The organism is uncultured Marinobacter sp., assembly GCF_913055835.1.
Classification (GTDB): Bacteria; Pseudomonadota; Gammaproteobacteria; order Pseudomonadales; family Oleiphilaceae; genus Marinobacter.
Map to the genome: position 1 here is coordinate 39,347 of NZ_CAJXKQ010000024.1, position 22,665 is coordinate 62,011.

General features: G+C 55.2%; 23 protein-coding genes. 11 read left to right on the forward strand and 12 right to left on the reverse strand.

Annotated features, from left to right (window positions below):
- Positions 1-5: 5 nt before the first annotated feature.
- Both QZ534_RS13240 and QZ534_RS13245 read right to left on the reverse strand, forming a co-directional pair.
- Positions 6-278 (reverse strand): YebG family protein, encoded by a 273-nt coding sequence (locus tag QZ534_RS13240; RefSeq protein WP_296934993.1) that lies wholly within the window; start codon positions 276-278, stop codon positions 6-8.
- 146 nt (positions 279-424) lie between these two features.
- A complete protein-coding gene (locus QZ534_RS13245) occupies positions 425-1,393 on the reverse strand; it encodes a beta-ketoacyl-ACP synthase III (protein ID WP_069185264.1) in 969 nt (322 codons plus the stop codon).
- A gap of 167 nt (positions 1,394-1,560) precedes the next feature.
- Between QZ534_RS13245 and QZ534_RS13250 the strand changes: the two genes are divergently transcribed.
- The 3 genes from QZ534_RS13250 to QZ534_RS13260 all read left to right on the forward strand — a co-directional run bounded on the left by QZ534_RS13250 (position 1,561) and on the right by QZ534_RS13260 (position 2,622).
- A complete protein-coding gene (locus QZ534_RS13250) occupies positions 1,561-1,812 on the forward strand; it encodes a DUF465 domain-containing protein (protein WP_296934995.1) in 252 nt (83 codons plus the stop codon).
- Between the two features lie 171 nt (positions 1,813-1,983).
- Positions 1,984-2,136 (forward strand): hypothetical protein, encoded by a 153-nt coding sequence (locus QZ534_RS13255; RefSeq protein WP_008171150.1) that lies wholly within the window; start codon positions 1,984-1,986, stop codon positions 2,134-2,136.
- 234 nt (positions 2,137-2,370) lie between these two features.
- Positions 2,371-2,622, forward strand: coding sequence for a hypothetical protein (locus tag QZ534_RS13260; protein WP_296934996.1), 252 nt, complete (start codon positions 2,371-2,373; stop codon positions 2,620-2,622).
- A gap of 3 nt (positions 2,623-2,625) precedes the next feature.
- Here the strand turns inward: QZ534_RS13260 and QZ534_RS13265 are convergent, their stop codons facing one another.
- The 7 genes from QZ534_RS13265 to QZ534_RS13295 form a co-directional block, all read right to left on the reverse strand.
- Positions 2,626-3,516 (reverse strand): peptidoglycan-binding protein, encoded by an 891-nt coding sequence (locus tag QZ534_RS13265; RefSeq protein WP_296934997.1) that lies wholly within the window; start codon positions 3,514-3,516, stop codon positions 2,626-2,628.
- Positions 3,517-3,630: 114 nt separating this feature from the next.
- Positions 3,631-5,637: a methyl-accepting chemotaxis protein gene (locus QZ534_RS13270; RefSeq protein ID WP_296934998.1), complete on the reverse strand. Its 2,007-nt coding sequence runs from the start codon at positions 5,635-5,637 to the stop codon at positions 3,631-3,633.
- Between the two features lie 112 nt (positions 5,638-5,749).
- On the reverse strand, positions 5,750-6,715 hold the full coding sequence (locus QZ534_RS13275; protein ID WP_296934999.1) for an ABC transporter substrate binding protein: 966 nt from the start codon (positions 6,713-6,715) through the stop codon (positions 5,750-5,752).
- A gap of 288 nt (positions 6,716-7,003) precedes the next feature.
- A complete protein-coding gene (locus tag QZ534_RS13280) occupies positions 7,004-8,842 on the reverse strand; it encodes a protein kinase (RefSeq protein ID WP_296935000.1) in 1,839 nt (612 codons plus the stop codon).
- Between the two features lie 9 nt (positions 8,843-8,851).
- Complete coding sequence (locus QZ534_RS13285; protein ID WP_296935001.1) at positions 8,852-10,450, reverse strand: dihydrolipoyllysine-residue acetyltransferase; 1,599 nt, start codon at positions 10,448-10,450, stop codon at positions 8,852-8,854.
- Positions 10,451-10,476: 26 nt separating this feature from the next.
- Complete coding sequence (locus QZ534_RS13290) at positions 10,477-11,454, reverse strand: transketolase C-terminal domain-containing protein (RefSeq protein WP_296935002.1); 978 nt, start codon at positions 11,452-11,454, stop codon at positions 10,477-10,479.
- Position 11,455: 1 nt separating this feature from the next.
- Entirely contained in the window at positions 11,456-12,640 is a 1,185-nt protein-coding gene (locus QZ534_RS13295; protein ID WP_296935003.1) for a thiamine pyrophosphate-dependent dehydrogenase E1 component subunit alpha, read from the reverse strand.
- A gap of 276 nt (positions 12,641-12,916) precedes the next feature.
- On the opposite strand from QZ534_RS13295, the gene QZ534_RS13300 reads away from it, so the two are divergent.
- The 3 genes from QZ534_RS13300 (at position 12,917) to QZ534_RS13310 (ending at position 16,639) form a co-directional block, all read left to right on the forward strand.
- The gene (locus QZ534_RS13300; protein WP_296935004.1) at positions 12,917-14,386 is read left to right on the forward strand and encodes a malate:quinone oxidoreductase; all 1,470 of its coding nucleotides are present in this window, start codon (positions 12,917-12,919) and stop codon (positions 14,384-14,386) included.
- Positions 14,387-14,415: 29 nt separating this feature from the next.
- Positions 14,416-16,152: an isocitrate/isopropylmalate family dehydrogenase gene (locus tag QZ534_RS13305; RefSeq protein WP_296935005.1), complete on the forward strand. Its 1,737-nt coding sequence runs from the start codon at positions 14,416-14,418 to the stop codon at positions 16,150-16,152.
- Positions 16,153-16,228: 76 nt separating this feature from the next.
- Entirely contained in the window at positions 16,229-16,639 is a 411-nt protein-coding gene (locus QZ534_RS13310; protein ID WP_296935006.1) for an ACT domain-containing protein, read from the forward strand.
- Positions 16,640-16,761: 122 nt separating this feature from the next.
- Here the strand turns inward: QZ534_RS13310 and QZ534_RS13315 are convergent, their stop codons facing one another.
- Positions 16,762-17,088 carry a rhodanese-like domain-containing protein gene (locus tag QZ534_RS13315; protein WP_296935007.1) on the reverse strand — a complete coding sequence of 109 codons (327 nt, stop codon included), beginning with the start codon at positions 17,086-17,088 and terminating at the stop codon, positions 16,762-16,764.
- A gap of 120 nt (positions 17,089-17,208) precedes the next feature.
- A complete protein-coding gene (locus tag QZ534_RS13320) occupies positions 17,209-17,343 on the reverse strand; it encodes a hypothetical protein (protein WP_296935008.1) in 135 nt (44 codons plus the stop codon).
- A 279-nt stretch (positions 17,344-17,622) separates the two neighbouring features.
- On the opposite strand from QZ534_RS13320, the gene QZ534_RS13325 reads away from it, so the two are divergent.
- The 3 genes from QZ534_RS13325 (at position 17,623) to QZ534_RS13335 (ending at position 20,087) form a co-directional block, all read left to right on the forward strand.
- Complete coding sequence (locus QZ534_RS13325) at positions 17,623-18,624, forward strand: AraC family transcriptional regulator (RefSeq protein ID WP_296935009.1); 1,002 nt, start codon at positions 17,623-17,625, stop codon at positions 18,622-18,624.
- 105 nt (positions 18,625-18,729) lie between these two features.
- Entirely contained in the window at positions 18,730-19,572 is an 843-nt protein-coding gene (locus QZ534_RS13330; RefSeq protein WP_296935010.1) for an NAD(P)H-binding protein, read from the forward strand.
- Positions 19,573-19,670: 98 nt separating this feature from the next.
- Positions 19,671-20,087, forward strand: a complete 417-nt coding sequence (locus QZ534_RS13335; protein ID WP_296935011.1) for a hypothetical protein — start codon at positions 19,671-19,673, stop codon at positions 20,085-20,087.
- A 31-nt stretch (positions 20,088-20,118) separates the two neighbouring features.
- Here the strand turns inward: QZ534_RS13335 and QZ534_RS13340 are convergent, their stop codons facing one another.
- Complete coding sequence (locus QZ534_RS13340; protein WP_296935012.1) at positions 20,119-20,724, reverse strand: LysE family translocator; 606 nt, start codon at positions 20,722-20,724, stop codon at positions 20,119-20,121.
- A gap of 113 nt (positions 20,725-20,837) precedes the next feature.
- Here QZ534_RS13340 and QZ534_RS13345 point away from each other — a divergent pair, with 113 nt between their 5' ends.
- Both QZ534_RS13345 and QZ534_RS13350 read left to right on the forward strand, forming a co-directional pair.
- A complete protein-coding gene (locus tag QZ534_RS13345; RefSeq protein WP_296935013.1) occupies positions 20,838-21,698 on the forward strand; it encodes a LysR family transcriptional regulator in 861 nt (286 codons plus the stop codon).
- Positions 21,699-22,150: 452 nt separating this feature from the next.
- A partial coding sequence (locus tag QZ534_RS13350) for a hypothetical protein (RefSeq protein WP_296935014.1) occupies positions 22,151-22,665 on the forward strand: 515 nt, incomplete at its 3' end.

A 22,665-nucleotide genomic window follows, 5' to 3' on the forward strand; every position in this document is an offset into this window, starting at 1 on the left:
TGACTCTATTCCTGTTCTTCGTTCAGCAGTTCAGGTTTCTTGAGGGCTTTCTGGAACAGGTCCTTCTCTTCTGCGATGGCCATGGCGCAGCGCTCCGCCAGATCGTCACCCAGACCTTCAACTTTGCGGACGAGGAATACCTGGATTTCCTCGGCCAGCTCGAGCACCTTGTCCCGGGCGTCGGCTTCGGCTTTTGAAGTGAACAGCATCGTCTCAGGATTTTTCAGTGCCATATCCAGGCCGTCCCTATCAGAAAAGTAGACTGCTTGTACTGCCATGGTTATTCCTCGCAGTGAGCGTTGGTTGTACTGTATAAAAATACAGTTTATCTGACAGGGTACGGCAAACACAACGAAAAACGGGCTTCAACCTGTGTTGAAGCCCGTCTCTGAGCTGAGCCTTCTGGAAGCTGAAATGTTAGCGATCAGTACCTAAGCAACGCCGATCCCCAGGTGAAGCCACCGCCAAAGGCCTCAAGAAGAAGCACTTCATTGCGCTTGATTCGGCCGTCTCTCACCGCGACATCAAGGGCCAGGGGAATGGATGCGGCGGAAGTGTTGCCGTGTTCATTCACCGTAACGACCACCTGGTCCATGGACATGTTCAGTTTCCTGGCCGTAGCCGAGATGATGCGCAGATTGGCCTGGTGCGGGACCAGCCAGTCGATTTCCGATTTCTGCATCTGATTGGCAGCCAGGGTCTCGTCCACGATCTTGCCGAGGGTGTTAACTGCCACTTTGAACACTTCGTTGCCTTTCATCTCAACGAACGCGCGTCCGGCTTTTACCTGATCGTAGTTGTCCGAGATACCACAGGGTACGTGCAGCAGATCTTCATACTGACCATCGGCATGGATGTGGGTAGAGAGAATGCCGGTCTCCTCATCGGCCTCCAATATGACTGCACCGGCGCCATCGCCAAACAAGACGCAGGTGCCGCGGTCGTCCCAGTCAATGATTCGGGAAAACACCTCAGCACCGATAACCAGGGCTTTCTTGCTGCTTCCGGTCTTGATGAACTTGTCGGCAGTTGCCAGGGCATACACAAACCCGCTACATACGGCCTGTATATCGAAGGCCGGGCAACCATGGATGCCGAGGCGCGCTTGCAGGATGCATGCGGAGCTCGGGAAAATCTTGTCTGGGGTGGATGTGGCAAACACGATCAGATCGATGTCCTCGGCCTTGATCCCGGCCGCATCGATGGCGTTTTTCGCGGCCTGCTCGGCAAGATCCACCGTCGTCTGGCCTTCAATGGCTATGTGGCGTCTTTCGATTCCCGTCCGCTCGCGAATCCACTGGTCGGTGGTGTCGACCATTTTCTCAAGGTCTTTATTGGTAACAATATTGTCCGGCAGGTAAGAACCGGTGCCGGTAATTCGTGCAAAGGTCATTCGCAAGTGTCCCGAGGCGTAACTGGATAACGTATTACCATGCTATACCCATGCAACGTCGTGCGTAATTAGCGATTTGTCAAAGACGCCCAGAAACTGGCACGCTCGTCTATGCTGAAGGTGATCAGCCTTGATCAACACTCTGCAAAGAAAAGGAGAGTAGAACGATGGGCATTTCCAGCCACGAGCTTCACCTAGAATTCCCCCAGTACAAAGACCTTATTCAGGAACTCAAGAGCAATGATTTGAAGTTCAATGAAAAGCTACAGGAGTACACGGAGCTTGATCACGAAATTGAAGGGCTGGAAAAGAGGGACTCTCCCATAGGTGACGACAAATTGCACCGCATGAAGCAGAAGCGGGCACAGCTCAAGGACGATCTTTACCAGGTACTGATTTCAAACGGCAAAGCGTCATGAAGTCGCAATGAAAGCGAAACGATAATGCAGCCTGAATGCGCTCGGAGCCCCTGTTTATAGGGGTTTCCAAGTATTCAGATTACTCCTTGGCAAGCCTAGAATAGGATCCTAATTAAACAAGATCCCGGTTTTGAACAGGCCGATATTCTGGGTTGACCAAGGAGTAATGAAATGAAAAGAGCTGCTTCTCTTTACAAAGGCTGGCGGATGAAGCGCAACTTCATCCACCTGGTAATGACAATGGATCGCCGGTTGTTGAACGACGTCGGGTTTTCCCCGGAGCTGGTTGAACAGAAACTGAGCACTCCGTTCTGGAAATTCTGATCAATACAAGCGATTGGCAGTGGCTACGGTAACCTTCTGAACTGGTTGAAAAATAATCAGTTCGGGAGGTTACGCATTGTCACAATAATGAAATATGCCATTGTTCCCAAAGCCTTTTTATCTCGAAAAAATCTAAGATAATTGATCTGAACCAGTATTCTCTATTACCGGATCGGCCTATAGTTACGCTACCTCCAGAACCAGAATGGTTCACCCTGAAAGGAGAGCTTGACGATGATCCAGGAATTCCTTCGAAGCACCTTGCCTTTAGACTCCTCCGTTACCCTCAAGCGTTCAGACACTGAACCGGACACTGAAATTGCCCATGCCCGGAGTGAAGCCTTTGAGATAGTCTCAGATGCCGGTGAAACCGTCGGCTTTGTGAGAGCATGGGAAGACGACCCCAGCTTTCGTGGCTACGTTCACTTTGATTCCGACGGCAACGTGATTGACTGGAAGGTGTTCAAGGACCGGTTGCAGAGCTGACGGTCACACCAGCCAACCAAAGAAGAAATCGAACAAGACACTGAAAAATCCGCCGCCGGTGCTCTGAGGATTATCGGCAGCTGCTGTATTTGTTGGTGCAGTGGTGTCGCCCTCAATTGGCTGGCCCGTCTTCGTATCCGTTGCTTCCGGCTCCGCTGGGCCTGCACTGGTGGGCTCTGTAGGGAGCTGGGCCAGCACCGGGTCTGGTTCTTTGGTGGCTTCCGGCATTGTTTCCTCGGCGACCGCAGGTTCCGGCAGGGGCGCTGGATCCGGAGCTGGAGCTGGGGCAGGGGGCTCTGAAGCCACCGGTTCGGGTGTTGTCGGGGCCGCTTTCGCCACCGGTTTTTCTGTCTTAACTTCAGGTTTGTTGGAAGTATCTCTAGTAACTATTTGTTTATTATCTAGTTCAGCGCCGGAAGAAGGTGTTGGCTCGCTCTGTTCTGAAGATTCTTGAATGGGGGCCGGGGTAGGTTCTGATACAGGTACAAGCTTTGGCTCAGCCCGGGCAACGGCTGGCGAACTGGGCGCCGGCTCGGGCAGGGACAAACCAAGTTGTGCTGCTGCCGCCTTTCTACTGCCGACCGAATTTGCAGTGATGGTTGCGCTCGATATTCCGGTCACGCCGAGCGCTTGCAGTGTTGCCGCATCCAGGTTGCCGTTGGTTTGCAGCCCATTTTGAGCTTGATAGGCGCGTATGGCAGTTCGGAGTTGCTCATCCATCCAGCCATCCGCCCGACCGATATCATGTCCGGCACCATAAAGCGCATTTTCGGCGGCAAAAATGACTTTCTCGGTCTCTGCGGCGTGAGCAGTGCCCAGGCACGTAGCCGCTGTCAGCATGGCGATGACAGAGCCGCGAATGCCTGCCTTCCCTGATGAATGAAAGCGCGTCATGGCGAGATACCTCCGGGCAGTCCGTTTCCGGTTACATTGTGTAACTTGAAACCCCAAGGTATCAGGTAATCACTTACGCTCTCGTGAAGTGGTTAACATCTGCAACCATTCTGTTCAGTTCTCATTGGTGCGGAAGCGTCTTACAAGGGTGTTCAGCTCATCGGCCATGGCAGCCAAAGACTGGCCCGACTGGTTTACCTGGGAAATATCGCCTGCCAGTTCTTCGATGGCGCCACTGCTGATTTCGACATTCTGGGTCATCTCCGCAGCCGTTGCCCTTTGTTGTTCGGTAGCGCTGGCTATTTGCGTCGTCATTTCGACGATGCTATTAACCGCAGCGAGAATGTCTGTTAAAGCCTCCCCCGATTTGCTGGCTTCTTCGCTGGCCTCTTCGGCCATCTGCTTGGCCTTGCTCATGTCTACGACGGCGCCGGCTGCGCCGCTTTGAAGCTGGGAGACAATGCGCTCGATGTCCACGGTGGATTCCTGCACCCGTTTGGCCAGACCGCGAACCTCGTCGGCAACCACGGCAAACCCTCGTCCGGCCTCGCCCGCGCGGGCCGCCTCGATAGCAGCGTTCAAAGCCAGGAGGTTGGTCTGTTCCGCAATGCTCTGAATTACCGCCAGAACATTGCCAATTTCTGCTGACTCGTTTTCCAGCTGTTGGATGCGCGTCGAGCCTTTCTCAACCTGGTTGGCAAGGTTGGTGACCGCGCGAATAGCCGATCCAACCGTTTCCTGGCCGGAATCGGCCAATGAGGCAGCCCTGCGGGCGGATTCGTCAGTCTCGCTGGTATTCGAGGCGATTTCTTCAGAGGTCGAGACCATTTCCTGCATGGCGGCAGAGACCTGGGTGATCTGATCCCGCTGTTGTTCCGAGTTGGCGGTGGTCCGATCCGTGATGCCGGAAAGCGATTCGGACTCATCAGTAAGCTGGCGGGACGCCCTCACAATCTGGGAGATCGTTTTTTCGAGGGTTTCCAGGAATGTGTTGACGGCGCCGATAAAATCACCGATCTCGTCCGGGCGACCGGGGGTGAGCCTGGTGGACAGATCACCGTTGTTGTTGGCGATGTCGTCGAGGTAGCCGAGGATTTCCGTTTTCGCCCGTTTGACGCCAGAGCCCATCATCCGGCTCATGAGCACAGCGACGATCAGGCCCAGAACCAGTGAGACAAAGAAGGCAATCAGGGTGAAGCGCAGGGCCAGGTCGGTTTCCGCCCCGGCGGCGTCGGCTTCGACTTCCAGAGAGGCGAAAATGCTGGATTCCAGCTCACGGGCCATGCGCGCAATTTCTGGCCCGAGAACATCCAGTTGGTCTGCCTTCACGCTCACGACAATACTCTGCTGCTCCAACATCTTCTGAACTGCAGCCTGATAATTCGCCAGCTCTTCTACAACGGTCTCCATATACACCTGAACAAAGTCCGGGCCATTCTCAGGTTGCAGCAGCTCCAGTGCATCGGTCAGGTCTTCGATGGCCCAACCGAGCGCCTTGCGGGAATCCTCATCACCGTTGGTCAGGTAGCGTTGGGCGGTCAGTTGCATGACCATGGCATCGTTCAGCAGCTGTTCGAGGCCGGCCCGCAAATCGCTTTCAGGTTCCCGGTTGGCAACGCCGTTAAGGGCCATCCGCAACGCCTGGGTCGCATTTGGTCCGTGTACGTCGAGCTCTTCCTCGATGATTGTCAGGACCTGGCGTTTGGCAGGAACCAGCTCGCTCTGGAATGCCTTGATGTATTGATCGGTGGTTGTCCTGATGCGATCCACCAGTTTGGCCGATTCCGGATCCTGGATATTCTCCTGGGCCCGGGCCATTACTTCATTGAACTCGGCTTCAAGCTCGCCAAAGTGGGCGAGGGTTTCTTCGTCGCCGGTGGAGAAATAGTCAAAAACACGCAGGCGCATTCGGTAAACGCTGATGACCGATTCGGTACCAATGGCGGTATCCGGTGCCAGGTCCCTGGCGACGGTGTTCATCCGCCGATCAAGCTCCTGGAATTCATAGGCACTGAAAAAAGTTACCGAAGCAAACAGCAACAGAATGAACACCGGGGCAATCAGCAGTTTCCCGGGGACACCCAGTTTACGCTCGACAGATGAGAGGAAAGAGGAGGCCAAAGCGTCATCCTTTAATGATTTGTTTTAGTGATTATCGGCAGCGCCGGTGAAACCTGAAGTATCACCTTCGGAGTTTCACCCGGGCGCAGCCGTCTCTGGTTCAGCAGCCCGCTTATTTGACGAAGTTGGCCTGGCTGGCAATCATCGGGGAGAGATCAAGATTCCAGTGTTCAAGGCCGCTTGTACTGTAAACGTAGTGCCCACTGAGGGATCTCAGCTGTGGTATCTGGTCTGGCCGCATGCCATTGAGGATCAGTGATGCCAGCCTTGCGGCGGTCAGTCCCTCCTGGTGGGCAGAGATGGTTAAGCCTCCAATACTCTGTTCCTCGCCAACGAAGATGTCCCAGAATGAGAACAGCGGAAGCTGCGCCTTGTAGAATGCCTCTTTGAGAAGCTCGTGGGGAATGACGTAGTTGCCGTCTTTATCCCGGATGGTGTGGTGGGTTCCAAGAACCACCGCATCGTAGCGCTCGTGCGCATCAACAACAGTTTGCAGCCATGTGTCACGGTCGTTAGTGAGGACAATATCCAGTTCTGAACCGTACAGGGTTGCGTGCCGTTTTTCGCCAAAATATTCATTCACCGCGTTGTTCATGGTGGGTGAATCATCCATCAGCACCAGGAACCGGTCTTTCTGTCGCAGGATTTTCCTGAGGTGCCGAATGCTGTCAGCGAAAAATGGCCTCTCGAGTATCCCGGTAACCAGTGGGTGATCAAGTGCCGGGTGCTGGGCGATGCCGCCGTTGACTCCGAGGAAAACCACCGGAATCTCGCGCTGAACCAGAGGTTCAGCCATTAATGTGAAGGCATTGTCGTCACCCAGGATGGCGACATCTGGGTCGAGTTCCGAAATCTTTTCCTGGATTTCGGCCACCTTGTTGGGCCATTCAGGTTTCGGCAGGCGCTTGGTATCCAGTTCGAAAACCCGGATCTCGTGATCCTCACCGAGGACGGAGCGGACCGCTTCGATGTAATCTGAATCCCATTTGTATTCGATATGGTAGCTTTGAACGATAACCACGGTTTTGGCAAAGCACAGAGGGCTGACCAGCACTAGCGCCAGGAGGAGAAATCGCATAGTTGTTCCTTATTATTGTCCGAGCCAATGTGAAAAACAGAATGTTTAACGATTTGTTCTTCAGGCAGTTTTTATAGTTATGACCACCCTCACTACAGGAACCGTGCCAGTTTCCCAAGTCACTGTTTTAAAGCGTTTTTGGTAGATTCAGGCAGCCTCGCTCCGCGATTTTCAGCGGTACTGTCTGGTAATCGGGACAATTTGTAACGTGGGCGCCTGGTTTTGTTGGCTTTACCGGACAATAGCGTCCGAAATTGCGGACACAGAAAGATTGATTCGGGTCGGTGGCTAAACCTGCTCAGTCCTTGGATTACGCGGGTAATAGCGCTCCGGCAGGCGCTCGATGTGAGGGAAGAAGCGGGTGTCCTTGTAGGGCATTTTCATGAAGCCGGAAACACCCAGGCCTGTAATCTGCTCCACCGCTGACAGGATTACATCCAGCAGCCGGCGGAACTCCGGCTCTCGTTCCGGATCCAGCAGCCGGTAGTGGCTGTGGATTTTGAGATGGCGGGGCAGGGCTTCGAAGATAATCATGCCGGTATGATGGATAGCGTTGAGCTCTTCCAGGGCGTGGATGATGGTGTCGGGCAGCACCAGGAATTCCTCCGGATCCGGGCCATCTTCGAAATAGGAGTGGACCCGGCTTTCATCCTCTACCTCCGGCGCTGCGCTTACCTCGTAATGCAGCTTCATTTCAGGGGATATCACGAAGGGCTGAGTCGGTTCATCGCGGTCGACGTGAAGGGTGTTTCGGGCGTTGAACAGACAGCTTTTGAAAATGCCCTTCCGGTAAATTGCCTGGGCCAGGTAAACCATATTGTTAACCGCCTGCACGAACGCCGATTTCAACGCGGGATCGTGCAGGTTCAGGGACGTGTCGATATAGATGCCATCGGTTTCCCAGCGCACGGCCAGCCCGCCTTCCACCGGGTAGCGTCCGAGCCGGCTGACGGCGGCCAGGAAGGCTTTCTCGGTTTCGCCCATGCCCTGCATGAAGTTCTTGTAGTAGCGGTCCAGTTGCACGTCGTTCACATCGTTCAGGGTTTCCGCTGCGCCTTCCTCCCTGAGGAACGATTTGCGCGAGCTGTAAACCACGGTGTCGATTTCCTGATCTGATGTGCGCACCCACACGGGTACCTGGGCCGTGACCGGCTTCTCGGGCAGATCGATCATCACCGTGCGGGCCATGCGTGGCATCTCGCTGAGGTAGTAATCACCGGCCTTGCGACGAGTGTCCGGGTCCGGTGACAGCATGCCGTCCAGCATACGGGCGAATTCCATGGGCAGGCCCAGTGAGGTGGCCGGGATGGCCCGATGGCCAAAGCGGCAGGATTGCGCAGACGCCAGCGCATAGAGTGTGCCGGCCGCTCCCTGTTCGTCGAACCTCGGAGACGACAGGCCGCCGTTGAGCTGTTCGTCGCCGATGAAATACACATCCCCGAGTCGGGCATTGGTCTGCTGCAGGTTATCGGACATCAGCTCCATCACGTTGGCAGTGATGAACTGCTGGTTGGCGTCCAGCTGTGCGAACACGGATGAACCCCAGTCAATCAGGGCGATGTTCTCGGTGCTGGCGTCGAAAACCAGGTTCGAGGGCTTGATGTCGCCATGCACAATCGGCCTGCCCGCCGGACCGTTTTCGCGCCGCAGATTACGCAGGATGTCGGCCAGCTGGTCCGCGATGCGCATGATGAGCCGTGGTTTCAGACGGCCGTCGCGCAGGGAAACCTCTTCCAGGTTCAGGCCGGCAGCACGCTCCATTACGAGGATCGGCTGGTTATTGGCCCGCTGGTAGGAAATCAGCCGGGGCACCCGGGGGTGGCGGACCTGCTCCAGAATGTAGGCTTCATCTTCAAGCCGGTCCTGAAGATGCCTAGGCAGATTGATGCGGGTGAATTTGAAAACGTGCTCCGGGCCACCGATTGCGGTGCCTGGCAGGCGACCGGAGAACACAAAGCCGTAGGCGCCCTTGCCAATCAGCTCGATGTCCTGGTAACCGAGTTGGCGGAGCTGGGCAGCGCAAAGCGCCACCCAGTCCTTGAGCTTCTTGGCATCATCATGGCTGAGCAGATAGATCGACTGCTCTTCGGGAATATAGAACTGCTGCAGTTGCGTCTTCTGCGCCATGATGAACCGTCAGCCCATATGCAGGAGCATGGTTTGGGGCGATTCCAGGAAACCTTTCCAACGGTTGCAGAACCGGGCAATGGTGCCGCCGTCGATAATGCGATGATCGCCGGCCCAGCTTACGGTCATGATGGCGCGTTCCACCACCTGGCCGTTGGCGTCAAACCGGGGCAGTTTCTGGGTGCGTCCCAGGGCAACGATGGCCACCTCCGGCGCATTGATAATCGGCGCTGCGTAGGTGCCACCCAGCGCACCAATGTTGGAAATGGTAATGGTGCCACCCTTGAGGTCTTCCTGGCTGACGCGGCCGGATCGGGCCGCTTCGGTCAGGCGCGCTACCTCGTCGGCTATGCCGAGCAAGGACAGGCTTTCGACGCCTTTGATGTTTGGCACCATCAGGCCAGCCTTGCCATCCACTGCCATACCGATATTGCACTGGGGCAGGTAGTGAATCTCCGTGACATCATCGTTCAGCTGGCTGTTGAGTACCGGGAACTCCTGTACCGCCAGGGCCATGGCCTTCATGAAGAAGGGCATAAGGGTGAGTCGCGAGCCCCTTGCTTCTGCCTCCGGCTTCAGTTGTTCCCGCAGCTTGAGCAGATCGGTGACATCAATATCCTCGCTGTAGATAAAATGAGGAATGGTGGTGGCCGATTTGACCATGCTTTTCGCCATGGCGGCTTTCATGCCACGAATAGGCTCGACCCGAATTTCCTGTTCAGGCGCGGGCTGCCTGCGGGCACCGCCGGTGGTGGCTGTTTGCGTATCGCCGGAGGGTGCCTGCGTCTGAGCCTGTTTTGGCCCCTCTTCAAGATGAGCAAGTACATCGGCTTTCAGCACCCGGCCATCCTTGCCGGAACCGGCGATGTCTCCGAGATTGAGCTCGTGCTCGCGAACCAGGCGGCGAACGGCGGGGCTGGCCGGAATACGCTGTCGGCTGGCCGTGGCCACCGGCGAGGCCGTCGCCGTTGAAAGTTGGGCTGCGGGCTCCGGTTTGGCTTTGGGCTCGTCCGGCTCTTCCCGATCCCGGGGAATGAAAGCAAAGAGCGGGGCATGCACCTTGGCCATGGCTTGCTGCTGGTGGTACAACTTGGTCACCCGGCCGGCTTTGGGGGCCGTAATCTCGACCATGGCCTTGTCTGTCATAACGTCCACGACAGGCTGGTCTTCTTCGATCTCATCACCCTCGGCCACACGCCATTCCACCACCTCGCACTCTACAATCCCTTCGCCGATATCCGGCAGGATGAAGTCCTCTGTGGCCTCATCGTCAGATGCCGGGCGCGTCGTGGGTTCGATGTTGGTCTCATTGGCCGGCTCTGGTTTGGCGGGTTCTGGCGAACTGGCAGCCGTCGCCTGGCCACCGCTTTCGCTCTCATCCACCAGCTCAAACAGCGGGGCATGGACTTTGGCGATGTCGCCTTCCTGGTAATAGAGGCGGGTTACCCGCCCCTTGTAGGGCGCCGGAATCTCAACCAGGGCCTTGTCGGTCATTACCTCGGCCACAGGCTGATCTTCCTCGATGATATCGCCTTCGCTGACCAGCCATTTGACCAGTTCACATTCCACGATACCTTCGCCGATATCGGGCAGTATAAAATCACTCATAGTCGCTCTCCTGTCCTGATATCAGCCTAGAATTCAACGCTCGCCCTGATGGCATCGTAGACCTTCAGGTGATTGGGCAGGTGCTCTTTTTCCAGCACCAGCGGGAAGGGCGTGTCCATCCCGGTTACCCGAGCGATTGGAGACTCCAGATACAGGAAACAGCGCTCCTGGATCGTGGCGGCGATTTCACCGGCGAATCCGCCGGTCAGGGGAGCTTCGTGGGTGACCACCAGCCGTCCGGTCTTGAAAACGGAGTTGGCGACGGTTTCCACATCCCAGGGCAGAATGGTTCTCAGGTCGATGACCTCACAAGAAATGCCATCTTTCTCGGCCCGTTCCACGGCCTGATCAATCACTTCCATCTGGGCGCCCCAGCCCAGAATCGTCACGTCGGTGCCTTCCTTGGTGACTTCGGCTTCGCCCAGCGGCAGTCGATAGTCCTCATCCGGCACTTCACCCACCGAGGCCCGGTAAAGCCGCTTGGGCTCGAAAAACAGGGTCGGATTCGGGTCGTGGATAGCGGCCAGCAACAGCCCTTTGGCCTGATGCGGGTTGCGAGGCACCACAATCTTTAACCCCGGAGTGTGGGCAAAGTAGGCTTCCGGTGACTGGGAGTGATACAAGCCGCCGGCGATGCCGCCGCCGTAGGGCGCGCGAATTGTCAGCCCGCCCACGTTGAACAGGTTGCCCGAACGGTAGCGGAACTTGGCGGATTCGTTCACGATCTGATCGAACGCCGGGAAGATGTAGTCCGCAAACTGGATCTCGGCTACCGGTACTGAACCCTGGGCCGCGAGGCCGTTGGCAAATCCGATGATGCCTTGCTCTACCAGGGGCGTGTTAAAGCAGCGGGCCTTGCCGTACTTCTGTTGCAGGTTGCTGGTGGCACGGAAAACGCCGCCAAAGACACCAACGTCCTCACCAAAACACAGCACCCGCTCGTCTTCCGCCATGGCGGTGTCGAGGGCATTGTTAATCGCCTGGAGCATATTCATCTTCGACATCTCAGGCTCCTCCCTTGGCGTGTTCGGCGCTCTTCGGGTACTCGTCCGGGTACCGGCGGATATGCGCCTTCAATCTGTCGAACTGCTCAGCCAACGCGGGCGGGACCTCGTCGTAGACGTCGCTTACCAGGGATTCGAGCGGTGGTGGTGGCCGTTTCTGGGCCCGTTTCATGGTTTCCAGCACTTCCCGGCGCATGTTTTCCTGCAGTTGCTTTTCGTCGTCCTCACTCCACCATTTCTTGCTCTCAAGCCAGAGGCGCATTCGGAGGATCGGATCTTTCTCGCGCCAGACGGCTTCTTCATCCTTGCTGCGGTAGCCGGACGGGTCATCAGAGGAGGAGTGGGCCGCCAGGCGATAGCTCATGGCCTCGATCAATACCGGACGGTTGTGTTCCACGGCCAGCTTTCGCGCTTCCTGAGTGGCCTGGTACATGGCGAGAATGTCGTTACCATCCACGCGGATCACATCCATTTTGTAACCATAGGCCCGCGGTGCAACGCCATCGGCAGCAAACTGTTCCGCAGCCGGGGTGGAAATGGCATAACCGTTGTTGCGGCAAAGGAAAATCACCGGTACACGATGAACCGCAGCCATATTCAGGGCAGCATGGAAATCGCCCTCGGATGCCGCGCCCTCACCGAAGTAGGTGATCGTGCAGTGACCCTCCCCCCGGAGCTTCTGGCCATAGGCATAGCCGGTGGCCTGGGGTATCTGGGTGGCCAGAGGCGAGGAGATGGTCATGTAGTTCAGCTTCTTCGAGCCATAATGCACCGGCATCTGGCGGCCCTTGCCGTAGTCCATCTCGTTGCCGAACAACTGGTTCATGAACTCGTCGATGGTGAATCCGCGATAGGTGAGGGCGCCCTGTTCGCGATACTGCGCCATGATCATGTCGCCATCATCCAGTGCCGCTGCACTGCCGATAACGGCAGCCTCTTCGCCGGTGCACTGCATGTAGAAGCTCAAGCGGCCCTGCCTTTGGGCGGCAAGCATGCGCTCGTCGAGTATTCGGGTGGTAACCATGGCCCGGTAGATACGAAGGGCCTTGTCTTTGTCGAGATCAGGAGCCTTGGCGCTCTTGTAGAGCTTGCCGTCCTGTTTGAGAAGCTTGAACGTGGGAATCCGGAATTCCGCACCGTCGGTAAACACTGGGGAATACGCAACTTTGGACTTTGTTGTTGTCATAATCCTCTTCCTGGGGTAGTGGCCTGAGGAACAAACACTCCTTGTGGGAGTGTAGTTAATGTCATTGTAGACAGCCTGGCAGAATCTGGTGTGATTCGTACCAGGTCGCGTTTACCTTAACGTAAACTGCGGAACAGGGGTAGACCCTGTTATCGAGATTTTCCGGTTAGCGGGAGCAGTCGCCAGGCGTTTTCCGTGTCTGGCGAAGCGTGCTACCGTCAATGCATACACTTTTTTGATCAGGTTCAGACATTTGACGCACGCGGGCAGGTTTTAATGAATGTAATCATCATTGGTGCAGGAATCATGGGCACGACTTTCGCTACCCTGGCGAAAGAGTTTGCGCCGGAACTGGATATCACCATTCTCGAAAGGCTGGACGGCCCCGGGGCAGGAAATTCCTGGGTTTTCAACAACGCAGGAACAGGTCATGAAGCAAATTGTGAACTGAATTACACGCCAGTGGACGAAGAGGTGATCTCCGTCGAAAAGGCGGTGAAGATTCACGCCCAGTTCAATGTGGCCAAGCAGTTCTGGGCCTATCTCGTTCAGAAAGGGGCCATCAAAGACCCCAAATCCTTCATTAACCAGACCAAGCACTGCACCATCGTCTCCGAGCCGTCGATTCAGGAACTGAAACTACGCTTCAAGGAGATGTCCGGTCATCATTTCTTCGAGCAGATGCGCTACTCCGAGGACTTCGACGAGATCAAGAGCTGGATCCCGTTCACCATGGAGGAGCGTCCCCGGCATGAGAAGATGGCGGCGACGGTTATTGAAACGGGCACCGACGTCAATTTTGGAGCGCTTACAGACCAAATGGCCAGGCATGCGGTTGATGATCTCGGCGTGAAGATTGAGTACGGTACTCACGTCAAGCGTGTACATCGCAGCCCTGCCGGCAGCTGGCTTGTGGAAACCCAGAGCAGGGGAGTTGACCGGCAGTACAAAGCCGACGTTCTGTTTGTCGGCGCCGGCGGTGGTGCCTTCCCGATACTGAAAAAGAGCCATCTGCCTTTCGCGCGCCGTTTCACCGGTTTTCCCGTTGGCGGGCGTTTTCTGCAAGCCGAAATTACTCCAGAGCAGGCCGAGCAATATCGCGCCAAGACCTACGGCAAGGCGAAGGTGGGCGCGCCTCCGATGTCTGTCCCGCACCTGGATCTTCGGGTTGCGAATGGCCGTTATTATTTGCTGTTCGGGCCCTTCGCTTCGTTCAAACCGGTGCTTGAGAGAGGCCGCGGCTTCCTGGATTACCTCCGCTCTATGCGTCTGCATGATATCCCGGGCCTGCTGAACGTGGCGCTTGAGCACTTCCCCCTGGTCAAGTATCTGGTTTCGGAGACCTTCAAGGGCGAGAAGAGTATGTTCGAGGAGCTGGACAGCTTCGCCCCGGGCATGAGTAAAAAGTTCAACTGGAAAGCCGTCGAGGCAGGCCAGCGTGTGCAGATCATCCGGGATGGCGATCTGCAGATGGGCACCGAGATCCTGGTATCCAGTGACAAAACCTACGGCACGTTGCTGGGCGCATCTCCGGGGGCTTCTGTATCTCCGGAAGTCATGTTGCGTTGCCTGGAACAGCTTCTGCCGTCTATTTTTACCACTGAGGAAGCGGGTAAAAAGAGGAAGGAAATATTCCCCGAGGACAATCTGGATGCCCTGGCCAGGAACCCGGACCGCTACCGGGAGATCCGTGACGCGGTCAACGAGCGGTTAGGCATAAAAAAATCGATACCACAGAAGGACTGATCGGGCCAAACAATAGCAGGGAGATTTTCATGGACAGCAGAATCAGTGTGACGTCGCCTCTTGTGATCCTTCATGGCGATGAAATGGCTCAGGTGGCGTTCGAGCATATTCTCAAAAAGTTTGTGAGCTCACGGCTTGATATTCAACTCGAGGAAATCGATCTGTCCGCGGAGAACCGCCTGCTGACGAACGGCCAGGTGGTTATCGATGCGATCGATGCGCTCCAACGCCACGGTGTGGGCGTAAAGAACGCGGGTATGACGGTCAACCGGCAGCAACTGGAAGACTTGCTTCGAAAGCACCCGGACGTAGACGGCAATAATCTGCATCCGTTGGCGACCAAGTCACCCAACGGCGCGATCCGGAAGGGCATCAGCGGCAATATTACCCGGGAAGACATCAAATTCCGGAACCTCAACATCCGCCGCCCTGAGTGGGTTGGGCGCGATATTGAGGTGGATACCATGGAGTTCGGCGGTATCAAGGACAGCTTCAATCAGCTGTCCCTGGCAACCGGTGTGGTCAAACTGATGTTCGTAGGCAGCAGTGGCGACCCGGTGGAGCTTCATCGCCGTGAAATCCGCAAGGGCGATCCCTGGCTGCTAGCGACCAACGACATCGAAGACGTCAAAGCCTGGGCCCACCGTTTCTTCCAGCGCGCCATCGCAGAGAAACGGGACGTGTACCTGGGCCTGAAAGATACCGTGATCCCGGGATACGACGGCGCCATGCGATCGGTGATCGAGGACATCTATCACAGCGACTACAAACAGCAGATCGAAGAACTGGGGCTGAATTACTACTACGAACTGATCGATGCCCAGGCGGCTCGGATTGTCTCCAACCCGCCTGATCGAGCCCTCTGGGGAGTGCCGGATAACACCACCGGCCGCAAGCTGCTCAAGCTGGTGAATCAGCTCAAGGAATTTGGCATTCCGGGCCGGGGTGCCCATGTGTCCATCTCAAGGATGAGCGCCGGCGGTGGCGACCAGTATGGCAGCTTCAACATGGCGGCCAAGGAAGACGGCATTCTCAAGGTGATCGTCGACGGCGACGAGAAGCATGCCCGCCGGGTCCGGAAAGGCGATCCAATGCTGCTCATGTCCAATGATCGCGAAGCCATCAAGGACTGGGTTCTGCAAGTATTCCGGGATGCCTCACGCAAAGACAAAGAGGTCTATTTTGGCCTCAAGCGTGAATACATGGAGTACGATGAAGTCTACAGCGACGTGATTACCGAAGTGCGGCGGGAGCTGGCCAGCGAGCATACGCCGCCGCCATCGTTCATGATCATGCGGCCTTCGAGTCAGCTCAAGAAGATGATCACGGACCCGCCCAGAAACGCACTGTATCCCTCCCAGAACCTGGATGGGGATATCTTTTCAGATATCTCGGCTGCGCTCGGTGGCAGCCTGGCAACGGCAAGCTCGATCATCGAGAGCAAGGACGGCACCATGCTGTTCGAAGCACCCCATGGCACGGCCCATGATCTGTACCTGAAGTACCTGGAGAGCGACGGCAAAGTCGCCCACTTCAATCCGTCTGCGTTGATCTTCGCCCTGGCCAACGCCCTGGAAACCCTCGGTGAGCGCGAAGGTAACGAACCTCTGAGCCAGTACGCCATTCAATTGAAGGCGGCATTAACCGATACGGTGGATAGCGGCATCGTTACCGCCGATCTGAAGGGTAAGACCGTTGATCCGGAGTCCGAACAGGTGGTGGATATGATTGGTTTTCTGGAGGCCGTGGAAAAGGCGCTCCAGTAGGCATTCGGCAAGCCTCACGCTGCAGAAAGTGCTAACTTTAATCATGCCCATGACCTTTCGATAAAGGATAGTAGAGATGATGCGAAGCGAATTTCTCCAGGAATTGATCAAGCAGCTTTCGCCGAAACTGGACTCGACAACCTACGTCTACTGCACGGTGCCCAAAGCCAAGTATGGTGAACTGGAACATCTCAAGCCTATCGTCAGCATTGCTGAGCTGGAGGGCCTGACACTGGTTATTCCTCTTGAGCAGGCCCAAGCAGAGGGCCTGGACTATTACAGAGTGTTTCGCCGAATCACTCTTGAAGGGCATTCAAGTCTCGAAGCCCTGGGGCTTACATCGGTGGTAACCAGCTTGCTGGCGGAACGGGGTATTACCACTAATGTAATCGCCGGTTTTTACCACGATCATATGTTCGTGCCCAGCGACCGGACCGAGGAGGCTATGAAAGCTCTGAAGGAACTGGCAAGCAATCCTGATAAATAGCAGCGGTCAGCCAACAGTACGTCGGTTTAAGTTTCAACGAAGCCAATATCTTAGACACGCGAAGGGCTGCCCCTGGCAGCCCCCAAAGATGCATCAGATGCGTCCCCTGCCGCTATCGACAGTCAGGCGGCGTGCTTCTTATCAAACCAGTCCTTGGTGCCGCCCTCATAGTCGTAGATTTTGTTGAAGCCGGCATCTTCCAGCTTCTTGGCAGCCTTCGGAGACGCATCACACTCGAAATTAGCGCAGTAGACTACGATTTTTCGGTCTTTGCTCCCTGCGACAGATTCGACCTGTTCCAGAAAAGAAGGCTCTTCCACCGGAATATTGATGGATGTCCGGATATGTTCGCGGTTAAACGCGTCCCTAGGCAGGACGTTGATGAGCACAAAGTCTTCGTGCTCAGTCTCATTCATCTGTTTGAGGTCGTCACGGCTGATGGTTTTCATAGCGTTTCTCCTTATTTAAGGAAATGGCTACCTCACTAGCTGACCATGATGCCGTGAGACTGGATTTCAAGGCATTCGGGCTCCTCCATTATTCATCGGAGCAAGCTGCCTTGAAGGTCATTAAGAGCCGATCAGTTGATTTTCGCTTTGCTTCTCAATTGCCTGGGTCTTGCCGGCGGCGTATCTGAGGGTAATGGCCAAAGTAAAAAATGCCGCCAGGCCGCCAAACAGTGTAATCACAGGGATAATGTTCATCAGTTTCAAACCTCCAGTGGTTGAAATCGGATCGATGCATCACATTCAAGCTTATAGTTAGTATACGAAGAAGAGTCCCTTCCTGGCGTATGCAGAAACCATTACTACCCATATGCACATACCCTTAGACGACCAAGAAAATGTCGTCTCAGGCTTGATTCTTCTGGGGCCAACACACGACTCAGAGGCTGCTAAACTCATTTGAACCCATTATTGAATTTCCTGGGGGCGTCGTGGCCAATGCACCTGGCGCAGCTAAGTTAATCAAGGCGCCTTTCCATGGCTCAAATAACGTCACTGTATGTCTATAAGGTCGTCAGTCAGGCAAGCCCAGGCGTCGAAACGCGGGACTTGATGGGCAAACTTGGCCTTTCCGTGGACGGCCCCATCGATCCAACTCAGATGGTGTCTTCATCCGAGTATTATGATTTCTTTGCTGCTTTGGTCGATCGAGATCCTAACGGCCTCTTATTACCGCTGAAAATCGGTGCTGCCATGCGAAGCGACGAGTACGGCGCTTTCGGTCTGGCCTGGAAATCCGCGCCGAACTTGCGAGGCTCATTCACAAGGGCAGAACGGTACGGTCATGTTCTGGGCAGTGCAGAAACCTATTCGCTTGAGGAAACGGCGCAGGGGACACTTTTCAACCTTGAAAAAGCCGGGGATGGTTCCTGGGGAATGCTGCTCTCCAATGAGGCCAGCATGTCGGCGGTGTATACCATCAGCAAAGAAGTCAGCTCCTCAAACTTCATACCAACCGGCATTTATTTCAAGCATGCACCAAGAGGCGATATCGGAGTGTACGAGTCGCATTTTGGTTGCCCGGTTCATTTCGAGTCGGGGCGAGATGCGGTGCTTGTGAGTAACGAAAGCATTGATACGCCCAATAAACTGGGGGACGAATCCATCGCCCGGTTTTTTGACCGACATCTTGAACAGCAACTGAATTCGCTCAAGAGCGATATTGACCTGCAACAACAGGTTCGGCGTGCCGTCGGTAACGTGCTTAGCGAGGGAGTACCGAAGCTGTCACGGATTGCGTCCGAACTGAATATGGGCGCACGGACACTGCAAAGAAGGTTGTCCGAGCAGGGGTATTCCTTTCAAAACGTCGTCGACATGGCGCAAAAGGAGCTCGCACAGAGACTTCTTCGGGAGACTGACTACAGCCTTGCCGAAGTCGCCTTCCTGACGGGGTTTGCCGAGCAGAGCGGATTCACGCGTGCTTTCAAGCGTTGGGCAGGGCAGACTCCACGATCCTATCGGCTTTCGACCCGCTGAATTTGAAGTTGGCGCCGTCTGCACAAACTCTGGCATGCCGAGGCAATAACAAGCGACGCGGTTTCACGAAAATGGACTTGCACTTAAATCAAAAGGAGCAAGTCAATGAAACCATCCAACCAGGCACATCAAACAATTCTTGTCATAGGCGGTACCGGAAAAACCGGCAAACGCGTTGTTGAGCAGCTGAAAGACACCGGTTATGAGGTTCGAGTTGGATCCCGCTCGGCCATCCCATCCTTTGATTGGGACAACGAGAAAAGCTGGGACCCTTGCCTCACTGGCGTCACTTCAGCCTATATCACCTACTCGCCAGACCTGGCCATGCCGGGCGCAACCGACGCTATCCAGGCGTTTGTGAGCCTGGCCAAAAGACGCGGAGTGAAGCGGCTCGTCCTGTTATCCGGCCGTGGCGAAGCCGAGGCACAAGCCTGCGAAGACATTGTTCAGGAGTCCGGACTCGAATGGACCATCGTCCGCGCTAGCTGGTTCAACCAGAACTTTTCTGAAGGCGCATTCATCGACATGGTGCTGAATGGCGCCATCACACTGCCAGCAGGCGATCAGGTCGAGCCATTCGTTGATGTGGATGACATTGCAGATGTAGCTGTCGCTGCACTGACTCAGGACAACCACAATGGCCGCATCTATGAAGTGACGGGACCACGATTGATGACCTTCGCGGACGTGGCCAAAGACCTTTCCCGGGCGACCGGCCGTGAGATTTCGTTCATCGACGTACCTCACGACGGCTTTATCGCTGAGATGGAAAACGCAGGAGCGCCAGAGGATGTGGTCTGGATGCTGGATTATCTGTTCGCAACGGTCCTTGATGGCCGTAACGCCCATTTGACGGATGGTGTTCAACAGGCACTCGGCCGACCACCGAAAGACTTCGCCGTGTATGCCGAGGAAGTGGCAAAGACCGGTATCTGGCGAGGGCGGTAAAGGGGCTGCGCCCGGGTAAACATACATGTTTGGCAGCAGCTTTCAGCAGTAGTCAAACCTCATGGTCCCCCATTATCACCTTACAGAGAACATAAAAAATGCTTGATAAGATACTGTTAACTATATCAATCGCACTCTACGCGATTGCTGTTCCTTATTTGGAAATCAACGACACCCATGTCTTTAATCCAGACTGGGTAGCCCACGCAAGATTGCACGAAGTGTGGCAGTTGATAACCAACTCTTCCCTGGGTGCGATTGCCCTGTGGCTTACCTGGATGTCTGCGGATGGCCGGGGGAAAGCCAGTGTAATTGCGCTGTTGATCACCGGCGGTTTTCTTGCCGCATACGCCTTACAGGGCTCCTACGGCGGGTCAATGGTGCATCCGGATGGCACTGAAAAGACGTTGTTTGGCGTCAATGTCGGCGTGATCGGGTTCGGCTGGGTTTTTGTGAGTTCACTTTTTACTCTTGTGAGAGCAGGGCGACGGGCTACCCTTAAGACGGAAACGTGAAAAACCTCCATTCGTTTGCGGCCTGCCAATTTCAACGAAACGGCAGCGCCGCACCAAAAATCATGAAAAATCCTCCGCACAGTCTGTTAAAACGCTGGCCCAGCCGGGCCAGCCATGGCCTGACCCTATGGGCGGTGAAAGCGACCGCAAACTCGACCAGGAACTCAGTCGCCGCATAGGTGAGGGCGATTACAATGGTCTGAATGACCAGATTGCGCGCTGGATCCAGGAACGGTGGGATAAATGCTGTAAACAACAATAGAGCTTTTGGATTCGATACCGCCGCCAGTAATCCCTGCCGAAACAATCGACCATTGCTACCATTGACCATGTCTGAAGTGTCGATGCTCATGGGGGCAGCCCGCCATAGACTGACCCCAAGCCAGATCAGATACAAACCGCCCAGTATCTTCAGAAAGGCAAACAAGGAGACTGACGCCTGAATCAACGCACCCAGCCCAAGGGCACACAAAGACAGCATGGCAATCAGCCCGAGCACTCCGCCTGAAATCGTGAAGAGCGCTTTGCGCTTGCCGTGGAGAGCACCGTGGGTCAGAACCAGCAGCGCATTCGGGCCAGGCACCACGGAAATACCGAAGCAAGTCACCACGTACAGGAACCAGATCTCCAGATCCATATTTTTTCCTTCGATGAGGGCGAGTCACATGGAGATTATCCAACTTGCATCTGCCTGATTAAAACGTATATTTCTAACGGTAAGTATTCGAAAATCGAATGGCAGGATGCTTCATGTCGCCCAAGGATCTTCAGATCGATTGGTTAAAGTGCTTTGTTGCTGTAGTAGATTCTGGATCGCTTTCCAACGCTGCACTCGAGGTAAATCGCTCGCAGTCAGCCGTCAGTATGCAGCTGAAAAAGCTCGAAAGCGCTCTTGAGCGAACTTTGCTCAATCGCAGCCCGCATAACCTTGAGCTCACCAGCGACGGTCAGAAGCTACTGGGCTATGCACGCAGAATGCTCTCACTGCACGCCGAAACCCAGGCGGCATTCCATGCAACGCTTACGGGAAGAATCCGGTTAGGTGTTGCCGAGGACTACGCTGCACCTTATCTGACACCGGCGCTACGGCGCTTTACTCAGAATCATACAGGTATAGAAATTGAGCTCGATTGCGAGCAATCAACTGGCCTGATTCCGCGAGTCACAGAGGGCGAACTGGATCTGGCCCTGATATCGAGAGACAGTTCTCGCCAGGGGCCGGTACTTTTCCGTGAGCCGATGATGTGGGTAGGGTCTCCACAGTTCGAGCTATGGCGCCGTGACCCGCTGCCTATAGCTTCGTATGAGACCGAGAGCCTGGCTCGTCGCAACGCAATAAACTCTCTTGCACTGCAGGGGCGCCGCTACAAAGTGGTCTACAACAGTTCCAGCTTGGCAGGCCAGATCGCTGCCGTTGAGAGCGGGCTTGCCGTGGCTGCGCTGACCCGTTGCTGCATTCCCGAGTCGTTGCAGATACTGGGCAGCCAGCACAATCTCGGTCCTCTGGAATCCATGGAGGTGTCTCTTTTCCGAAGTCAGGCATCACGGGGAATGAAAGCGGTGGATTTGCTCAGGCAGTTTCTTACCGAGGTGCTTAGGTCGGCAGTATGAACAGTTACTGGATGAAGAAAGAAATTACTTTACGATGTTCAGGATTTGCGCCAGCAAAAAAGCTGTGAAAAGCTCGGTTGATCGGCCGCAACCGAATGGATGAAAGGTCTGGCCGCTTGACTATTGGGGGTGAACTTTGGGCCAAGGCAGATTGGGGAAAGCTGGCGGGGTTATTCTGGGATCGATCCTAATCGTCTTCGGAACAAGGGGCGTTTTCTTCCAAGAGTATAGCAGTGCGGGTTATCCGTGGCGGGGTGGTCTGCATTTGGAGGGATTTCCAGCAGCTGTAACCGGAGCCGTAGTACTGATCGCTGGCATATACGTAATCTATTTAAGCTTCTCGAAAAAAAGATGAATTCCTTTCGGATGGGGTGGGCACGCATTCAATGGTCGCTGAACGCCACCTTAATGCCGCCAGTTCGCGCAGCGCCGGGTTAATGAGGCTTGTTTGAATGATTTCGGTTAAGTGGATTTTAGTAGCCGTCCTCATACTTGTTTCAGGCTGTACCTATGGGCCTCAAGAGGAGCTGGCGCAAATTGAAAATGTGGCAGTCCGGCCTGATTCGTTTCAATTCGCTGTCGCGGTTCGCTACGACCGATTTCAGCCTGCAACCGGCATTACCGCATTTCCCAATGGAGGCACACCTAACTATCTTGAAAAGACAGCCATCGTTTATCTTGTCGATGTATCGAAAGATGAAATAGTCGAACTCGCCAGGATTGAGGCGCCTGATCCACTAAAGAATGGGTTCAGTGCATGGATGACTGGGTGGAAAGCCGATGCGGCATTCTTGCAATTATCCGGTTGTTCGGAGTCTGAGTGTTACGGAGATCTTCGGCAGTTCCAACATTTTGTACTAAACCCCAAAGCACAACCAAGAATGGTCGAGGCGCCCCCAGAAGACATAGAGCGGATTCCGGGTATGCTTGCTCGTGCGCCCGAAGAAAAGGTCTATATGAGAGTGAG